Origin of the sequence: Streptosporangium amethystogenes (assembly GCF_000721075.1) — a bacterium.
Classification (GTDB): Bacteria; Actinomycetota; Actinomycetes; order Streptosporangiales; family Streptosporangiaceae; genus Streptosporangium; species Streptosporangium amethystogenes.
The window spans coordinates 69,469-77,779 of sequence record NZ_JOEQ01000034.1 but is presented as its reverse complement, the minus strand read 5'-3'; the positions used below and the strand labels follow the sequence as shown (position 1 = coordinate 77,779).

The 8,311-nt window shown below is 72.7% G+C and carries 6 protein-coding genes and 1 pseudogene; 3 read left to right on the top strand and 4 right to left on the bottom strand.

Annotation, left to right across the window (positions count from 1 at the left end):
- The 3 genes and pseudogenes from IG98_RS54970 to IG98_RS0135260 form a co-directional block, all read left to right on the top strand.
- A pseudogene (locus tag IG98_RS54970) lies at positions 1-956 on the top strand (WD40 repeat domain-containing protein); the annotation flags it as partial.
- 22 nt (positions 957-978) lie between these two features.
- Positions 979-1,902, top strand: coding sequence for a hypothetical protein (locus IG98_RS53795; protein WP_169750240.1), 924 nt, complete (start codon positions 979-981; stop codon positions 1,900-1,902).
- 227 nt (positions 1,903-2,129) lie between these two features.
- A complete protein-coding gene (locus IG98_RS0135260; RefSeq protein WP_037972085.1) occupies positions 2,130-2,627 on the top strand; it encodes a DUF1203 domain-containing protein in 498 nt (165 codons plus the stop codon).
- Positions 2,628-2,703: 76 nt separating this feature from the next.
- On the opposite strand, the gene IG98_RS0135255 is transcribed toward IG98_RS0135260, so the two are convergent.
- Genes IG98_RS0135255 through IG98_RS0135240 form a run of 4 tightly spaced genes read right to left on the bottom strand, consistent with a single transcriptional unit; the run spans position 2,704 to position 8,308 of the window.
- On the bottom strand, positions 2,704-3,867 hold the full coding sequence (locus IG98_RS0135255; protein WP_030922504.1) for an acyl-CoA dehydrogenase family protein: 1,164 nt from the start codon (positions 3,865-3,867) through the stop codon (positions 2,704-2,706).
- Positions 3,854-5,053 (bottom strand): CaiB/BaiF CoA transferase family protein, encoded by a 1,200-nt coding sequence (locus IG98_RS0135250; protein WP_030922501.1) that lies wholly within the window; start codon positions 5,051-5,053, stop codon positions 3,854-3,856. Before IG98_RS0135250 ends, IG98_RS0135255 begins: the two co-directional genes overlap by 14 nt.
- Positions 5,054-5,093: 40 nt before the next feature.
- Positions 5,094-6,560, bottom strand: a complete 1,467-nt coding sequence (locus IG98_RS0135245; protein WP_030922498.1) for an FGGY family carbohydrate kinase — start codon at positions 6,558-6,560, stop codon at positions 5,094-5,096.
- Positions 6,557-8,308 carry a glycerol-3-phosphate dehydrogenase/oxidase gene (locus tag IG98_RS0135240; protein WP_169750239.1) on the bottom strand — a complete coding sequence of 584 codons (1,752 nt, stop codon included), beginning with the start codon at positions 8,306-8,308 and terminating at the stop codon, positions 6,557-6,559. Before IG98_RS0135240 ends, IG98_RS0135245 begins: the two co-directional genes overlap by 4 nt.
- Positions 8,309-8,311: the final 3 nt, after the last annotated feature.

Below are 8,311 nucleotides of genomic sequence, written 5' to 3'. Positions count from 1 at the left end.
ATCGCCGAGGATGCCTACGCCTCCCTCGCCCCCGAGGAACGCGACCGCGTCCCGGAGGTCTTCCTCCGCCTGGTGACGGTCGCCGACGACGGCGACCTCTCGCCCCGGACGATCTCGCACGCCGAGCTCTTCGACGGGCTGACCCCCCGGAGGAGCGAGCGCTGCACAACCTGCTCATGGCTTTCCGTGACGTGGTCACTCATGCCGATGGGCGGATCACCCTCGTCAGGCCCGCGGTGTTGAGGGCCTGGCCTCGGCTGCGCGGCTGGCTCGACGCCGAGCGCGACGGCCTGCCCGCCCATCAGCGGATCCGGCAGGCCGCACAGTCGTGGGAGACCCACGGCCGGCGACCGGGAGACGTACTCGGCGGCAGAGGCCTGGAAGAGGCCCTGCTCTGGGTCACCACAGGCCATCGGCATCTCGTACTGAACCGGCTGGAGACCGAGTTCCTCAACGCTGCCACCCGGGCTCAGACCCGCACCATCCGGCGCCGCCAGGCCCTCACCATCTTCCTGGCCGCACTCCTCGCCGTCGCCCTGGTGGCGACGGCCCTGGCCGTACGGGCGCAGCGAGAGGCCGACCACCAGCGCGACGTGGCCGTCTCCCGCCGGCTCGCCGCGCAGAGCGAACTCCTGGCCGGCGATCCCCGCCTGTCGGCGCTGCTGGCGGTGGCGGCCTGGCGGGTCAACCCCACCCTCGAGGCCCGCGCCGGCATGCTCACCGCTGCCGGAAACCCGGAGCGCGCGATCCTGGCAGGCCATACCAACCCGGTCGCCTCGGTGGCATTCGGTCCGGACGGGCAGACGCTCGCCACCGGCGGTCGTGACGGCACGGTGCGGTTGTGGGACGCGCGGGCTCGTCGGCAGGTCGGTGCAATCCGGACCGACCTGGTCGCCTCGGTGGCGTTCAGTCCGGACGGGCAGACGCTCGCCACCGGCAGCGTTGAGGGCGTGGTGCGGTTGTGGGATGTGCGGACCCTTGAGCAGATCGGCGGGCCCCTGCTCGACACCGCCGGTTCCGCCTTGCCTGCTGGCCGCCGTCGGTGTGTCCGCCGCCCGGTCCAACGACCCCGCTCCTCCGTTCTGGTCCCTGATGCGCTCCGATGTGGGCGAGTCGACGGGCGAGTACCTCTACGACTCACTGGACGACCTGGCGCCGGGTGCGCCCGCCTCCGGTGCCTTCGTTCCCGCGGCGGCGATGCTGGAGGGCACCGTCGTCGGCATCGAGCCGGGGATCGCCTTCGGCTCCGACGACGGCACCGGCACCGCGCCCGTCGTCGGCTACGACGATCCCGACGCGGCGGTCCGCTACGCCTGCCTCGTCGTCAGGGTGGACCGTACGCTGTCCGGACGGCTCGGCCTCGGAGTGCAGAACGGTCAGATCCGGCTGCAGGTCGAGCAGCCCGGTCACATCTCGCTGGACCTCCTGCGTACTTCCATCGGCAGCGCGGGGCACGGGCTGTTCTACGTGCACAACGCCCTGGAGCGCAGCCAGGCCGAGGGACGGGCCGTGCCCCAGGCACTGGCCGGCTACCTGGCCTCGGTGCACATACCGATCGGCGAGGGGGTGTTCGTCGAGCAGGCGCCGGGTGAGCCGGTCATCGCACCGCTCATGGACAACCCGGAGCGGGTGAACCAGATCCTCAACGGCGGTCCGCCGCCCGTGGAGGAGGAGCCCGAGCCGGAGACCCCCAGGCCGCCCAAGCCCTCGGACTTCCCGCACGAGGAGGGCCCCGGCCAGACGCCCACCCCTGTCCCGGACCCCACGGACGACCCCGACGCCTCGGTGGTGGACGTCCCCGACCCGGTCACGACGGACACCCCCGAGCCCACGGAGAACGAGCCCGAGGTGGACACACCGACCCTGGGCCAGCTGCTGAACCGCGCGGTGAGCGCGGCCTGAGCGGCCGGCACCGACACCGGGTCGGCAGGTGCCGACCCGGTGTCGGTGCCGGCCCGGTGAACCGGGGCGGGGTCTCATGTCGATCCTTGACCCGTGCCCTCGGATCGCCCCGGCGGTTCACCGGCCGGCTTGAGCCGTACGGGAACCTTGAACCGTGTGGGAACAGCGCCTACAACCAGGTCTGATTCCCGCCAGCGCACCGACCGGTCAGGGCCGAGCATTGATCCGTGAGCCCCTTCCGTACTTTCGCCATCGATGCCGAGGTCGTCGCCGGGTTGCGGGTCCGTGACGACGCCGGATGCCCGCCCCGTCTGGTCACCGACACCGAGGGAGGTTCCCCGCTGCGCTGCTGCCTGCGCCACAGCCTCCCCGGAGAGGAACTCGCCCTGCTCTCGTACGCGCCACTGCGCCGGTGGGCGGCGCGGACCGGAGCCGACCCCGGCCCGTACGAGGAGGTGGGCCCGGTGTTCGTGCACGCCGAGCCGTGCGAGGGGTTCGGCGGGACGGGTTTTCCCGCTGAGATGGGCGGTGAGCTGCGGGTCTTCCGTGCCTATGACGCCAAGGGCGGCATCCTGGGCGGACGGCTGGTGGAGCACCACGTCAGCGGTGACGCCATCGCGTCGGAGGCCATCCTGGCCGAACAGTTCGCCGACCCCGAGGTGGAACTGGTGCACGTACGGGCCGTGGTGTTCGGCTGCTTCATGTTCGAGGTACGCCGCGTCTGATCCCTGCCCCCGGGATCGCGCGCCCTTCGGCATGACCGGCAGGCCGGCCAGGCGGAGGACCGCCCCGCCCTGCCGGTCAGCGGAAGGCGGAGTGGCCGGTGACCGCCCGGCCGAGGGTGAGGGCGTGGATCTCCTCGGTGCCCTCGTAGGTGGCGACGCTCTCCAGGTTGACCATGTGGCGCATCACCGGGTATTCGAGGGTGATCCCGTTGGCCCCGTGCACGCCGCGCGCGACGGCGGCCACCCGCTGGGCGGCGCGCACGTTGGCGAGCTTGCCGAAACTGATGTGGGAGTGCTGGGCCCGCCCCTCGTCCTTGAGACGGCCGATCCGCAGGGCCGTCAGGTTCGCCTGGTTGACGTCCACCAGCATGTCGGCGATCTTCCGCTGGGTGAGCTGGAAGGCGGCGATCGGCCGGCCGAACTGGGTACGGGTCAGCGCGTAGTCCAGCGCCGCCTCGAAGCAGTCGCGGGCGGCTCCCGCGGCTCCCCACACGATGCCGAAGCGCGCCTCGGACAGGCACGACAGCGGAGCCTTGACCCCCTCGGCGAGGGGGAGCACCGCCTCGTGCGGGAGCCGTACGCCGTCCAGGACGAGTTCGGAGGTGATCGAGGCGCGCAGCGAGATCTTCCCGTGCAGTGTGGTGGCGGAGAAACCCGCGGCGTCGCGGGGGACGAGGAAGCCGCGGATGCCGTCCTCGGCCCGCGCCCACACGACTGCGACGTCGGCGACCGACCCATTGGTGATCCACATTTTGGTGCCGTCGAGGACCCAGTCCGTCCCGTCCCTGCGGGCCCGGGTACGCATCGAGCCCGGGTCGCTGCCCGAGTCGGGCTCGGTCAGGCCGAAGCAGCCGATGGCCTCACCGGTCGCCATGCGCGGCAGCCACTCCCGCTTCTGCTCCTCGGAGCCGAACCGGTGGATCGCCGTCATCGCCAGCGAGCCCTGGACGGACACCAGGCTGCGCAGTCCGCTGTCAACGGCCTCCAGTTCGCGGCAGGCCAGCCCGTAGCTCACCGCGTTGGTGCCCGCGCACCCGTAGCCCTCCAGGTGCATGCCCAGCACACCCAGCGCGCCCAGGCCCCTGGCCACCGCGTGCGGGTCGGGGATGGTGCCCGCCTCGAACCAGCCGGCGACGTGCGGCCGGAGTTCGGCGCGGCAGTAGTCGCGCACGGCGTCGCGGATCGCTCGCTCCTCGTCGTTCAGGTCGCGGTCGACTTCCAGGAAATCATGCGGGTTCAACAGGGGGCCTCGCTGACTGGACGGCTTGATGGATGACGCCCGCCTGCCGGAGGAGGGCGACGCGGTCGTCGGTGATGCCGAGTTCGGCCAGCAGTTCGCGGGTGTGCTGGCCGAGAAGCGGCGGGGGAGCGATGTCGCGGTCGGCGGAGACGCTCTCCAGGGTGAATCCGGTGCGGACGAGCTCCAGCGGTCCGGCGGTCGGGTGCTGGAGCCGCAGGGTCACGTCGCCGGCCGTGCGGATCGCGTCCAGGACGCCCCGGATCTTGCCGGAGGGAACTCCGGCGCTGTCGAGCCGCGCGATCCACTCGTCCACCGTGCGGGTCGCGAAGACGGCGCCGAGTTCGGCGACCAGCACGTCGCGGGCGCGGACGCGGCCGTCGTTGGTGCGGAAACGGGCATCGCCCGTCAGGTCGTCGCGTCCGATCGCCGTGCACAGCGCGCGGAACAGCCGGTCGTTGCCCGCGGCGACCACGAGGCTGCCGTCGGCCGCCTCGAACGTCTGGTAAGGCACCACCGTCGGGTGCGCGTTGCCGTAGGCGAGAGCCTCCTCACCTGAGACCAGCGCGCTCTGCGCCACGTTGACCAGACCGGACAGCGCCGATCCCAGGAGCGACACCTCAACCAGCTCGCCCTGTCCCCGGGTCGCCTGGCGGTGCAGGGCGCCCAGGATCGCGACGGCCGCGTTGAGCCCGGCGAGCACGTCGGTGATCGCGACCCCGACCTTGCTCGGGGACTCGCCGGTGATGTGCATGTAGCCGCTCTCGGCCTGGATCGTCGCGTCGAACCCCGGCCGGTCGCCGCCGGGGAACCCGGTGATCGAGCAGTACACGACGCCCGGGTTCGCCTGCCGTACCGCCTCGTATCCGATGCCCAGGCGCTCGGCGACCCCGGGGCGGAAGTTCTCGATGACCACGTCCGCCTCGGCGCACAGCCGTTGGGCGACCTCACGGCCGAAGGGATGCTTGACGTCGAGCGCGAGGCTCCGCTTGCCGCGGTTCACCGCGAGATAGTAGGCGGCCTCGCCGCCCGCGTACGGCGGGCCCCAGGCCCGGGTGTCGTCGCCGTGCTCCGGATGCTCAACCTTGATCACGTCCGCGCCGAGCTCGGCGAGGATCATGGTGGCGTACGGCCCCGCCAGGACCCGGGAGAAGTCGGCGATCCGGATCCCGTCGAGCGGACCCGTCATCGTCCCTCCCACGGGAACCGGCGGCCGGGGCCGGCTTCACTCATGACCCGAACCGCCGGGCCGCGTCCACCGCGTCGAGCCAGCGGCGGTACCCCTCCGGAGAGATCGCGCGGGGCTCGAAGACCCGGCCGCCACCTCTCACCTCGGAGATCTCGGCCGGGTCGCGCCACACCCCGCCCGCCAGGCCGGCCAGGAAGGCGGCGCCCAGGCCGGTGGCCTCGGTCGTGTCCGGCCGTACCACCGGCCGGCCCAGGAGATCGGCCTGGATCTGGCAGAGCAGGTCGTTGGACGCGGCTCCGCCGTCCACCGCCAGATGGGAGACGGGAATGCCCGCCGCACCGCTGACGGCCTCCACGACGTCGCGGATCTGGTAGGCGATGCCGTCGAGGACGGCACGGGCGAGATGGGCGCCGGTGGTGCCCCGGGTGATGCCCAGCAGGGCGCCCCTGGCCCGCGGATCCCAGTGCGGCGTGCCGATGCCGGTGAGCGCGGGGACGAAGATCAGTCCGTCGCTGTCGGGTACGGACGCGGCCAGCCGCTCGCTCTCGGCGGAGTCACTGATCACGCCCAGCCCGTCACGAAGCCACTGCACCGCGGCTCCGGTGACGAACACCGATCCCTCCACGGCGTACTGGACCGGCTCGCCGGCGAGCTGCCAGGCGACGGTGGACAGCAGTCCCGCGTCGGCGGGGACGAATCGGTCACCGGTGTTGACCAGCAGGAAGCTGCCCGTGCCGTAGGTGCACTTCATCGCGCCGGGAGTGAACGCGGCGTGGCCGAACAGCGCGGCCTGCTGGTCTCCCGCCACTCCGTTGATCGGCAGGTCCAGCCCGAGAAAATGGTCGGGCGCGGTGCGGCCGATGGACGCGCTCGAAGGGACGATCTCCGGCAGCGCGGCCGGTGGCACGTCGAAGAGCTCGGTCAGCTCCGCGGACCAGCCGGCCGTGGCGAGGTCGAACAGCAGGGTCCGGGAGGCGTTGGACGGATCCGTGGCGTGCAGCCGGCCGCCGGTGAGCCGGGCCAGCAGGTAGGAGTCGACGGTGCCGACCGAGGTGCGGCCCTCTCGCACCCCGGCCCAGACCTCCGGGAGGTTCTCGCGCAGCCAGGCCAGCTTGGTGGCGGAGAAGTAGGGGTCCAGCGGGAGCCCGGTGAGCTCGCGGATCCGCGGCTCGTGCTCCCTGAGCCGGTCGCACTCTCCGGCGGAGCGGCGATCCTGCCAGACGATCGCCCGGGTCGCCGGCCGCAGGGTCGCGCGGTCCCACAGCACGACGGTCTCGCGCTGGTTGGTCAGCCCGACACAGGAGACCGGCACCGCCGCCGCGGCGAGCGCGTCCGAGCAGGCCCGCAGCGTGGCGGCCCAGATCTCGTCGGGGTCGTGCTCGACGAGGCCGGGCGCGGGGAAGTGCTGCGGGAACTCCTGGTGGCCGCGGCCCAGGACACGCCCGTCCTGCGCGACCACGAGTGAGGTGACACCGGTGGTCCCGGCGTCGATGGCCAGAACGCTCATGCGGCACCGCTCCATCGGCCGGCGAGGTCGGCGAGCAGGGGGACGAGTTCGGCGTCGGCGGAGGTGTCCAACGCCGAGTGGGTCACCTCGGCCGCGTGCGTGTAGTTCCCGGCCTGCTCGGCGGCCCAGCTCGCGGTACGGCCCAGCGCGCCGGCCAGCAGACGGGCCACATGGGGGGCGGCGCTCACGCCTCCGTCGGCGGTCTCCAGACCGGCGCGGCTGCGGCGGCGCAGTATGTCGTCCACGGTCATCGCGGCCTCGTGCCGTGTGGCGTACAGGACCTCGGCCGCCAGCAGCGAGGGCGTGCCCGGTACGGGTTCCAGCAGTTCCGGGTTCTGGCGGCCGATGGCCAGCAGGGCCGGGTAGTCGGAGCCGTAACGGCGCGCCAGCCGCTCCACCGCCGCCACGGGAAGCCCCGCGGCCACGGCCGCGGAGTCGCGGCGCGCCCAGGCCTGGGCGTAACCGTTGGAGCCGACCAGCCCGAGGTGCTCGGTCACCGACGGGCGGACCTTCGGCAGGCCGCGCAGCACCGCGTCGACCGCGTCCCTGGCCATGATCCGGTAGGTGGTCAGCTTGCCGCCGACGACGACCACGACGCCGGGCGCGACCTCCTTGACCACGTGCTCGCGGCTGATGGCCGTGGTGGAGTTCCGGTCGGGCTGGTCCACCAGGGGACGCAGACCGGCGTACACGCCGAGCACGTCGTCCTTGGTCAGCGGATCGCTCAGCCACTGGTTGGCCTGGTCCAGCAGGTAGCGAACGTCGGAGCCGGTGGGGAGCACCGGCCCGGGGCCGATCTCCCACGGGGTGTCCGTGGTGCCGACGAGCACCACGTCCCCCGTCGGGATCAGGAACAGCACGGAGTGGGGCGTGCGGGCGATCAGCGCGCTGTCGAGCCTCAGCCGCTCGCGTGACACGACCAGGTGCACGCCCTTGGAGGCGCGGACCCCCACCTGCTGGTCGCCGAGCATCTGCTGGGTGAGACCCGACCAGGGGCCGGTGGCCAGCACCACGCGGCGTGCGCGGACCGTGAACTCCGTACCGGTGAGCAGGTCCTCGCAGGTGGCCACCGTGTGGCCGGAGCGGGAGGCCAGGGCGTTGACCCGGACCCGGGTCAGCACGGTGGCCCCCTCCCGCGCGGCCGTGCGGGCGAGCGCGGTGACCAGGCGGGCGTCGTCCACGTGACCGTCGTCGTAGGCCAGTGCGCCGACGGCGGCGTCACGGCGCAACTGCGGCGCCTCGCGGAGCAGGGCGCGGTGGGTCAGGTGCCGGTGCCGGCGGAAGCCGTGCCGGTCGCCGATCCCGGCGAGCGCGTCGTAGAGGGTCAGCCCGGCGCCCACGTAGCCGCGTTCCCATACCCGGTGGGTCAGCGGATAGAGAAAGGACATTCGCTGGACGAGGTGTGGCGCCAGGTCCTGCAGCAGGCCGCGCTCGTGCAGCGCCTCCCGGACCAGCCCGAACTCCATCTGCTCCAGGTAGCGCACGCCGCCGTGGAGCAGGCGGCTGGAGTTGCTGGAGGTTCCCGAGGCAAGGTCGCCGCCCTCCAGCAGGGCCGTGGTCAGCCCACGTGAGGCCGCGTCCAGTGCCGCGCCCGCGCCGGTCGCGCCGCCGCCGACCACCAGGACGTCCAGCAGGCCGCCGGTCAACTCGGTCAGGTCACAGTCACGGCGCAGCGGATCGAGGCTGCCGCCCGCTCCGAAGGGCAGGCCGGCCGCGAACGGTTCACGTTCTCGCTCAGAGATCATCATGTT

Coding starts and splice junctions, on each gene's coding strand:
- IG98_RS0135250 (WP_030922501.1), bottom strand. CDS start 5,053: ATGACGGGTCCGCTCGACGGGATCCGGATCGCCGACTTCTCCCGGGTC.
- IG98_RS0135245 (WP_030922498.1), bottom strand. CDS start 6,560: ATGAGCGTTCTGGCCATCGACGCCGGGACCACCGGTGTCACCTCACTC.
- IG98_RS0135240 (WP_169750239.1), bottom strand. CDS start 8,308: ATGATGATCTCTGAGCGAGAACGTGAACCGTTCGCGGCCGGCCTGCCC.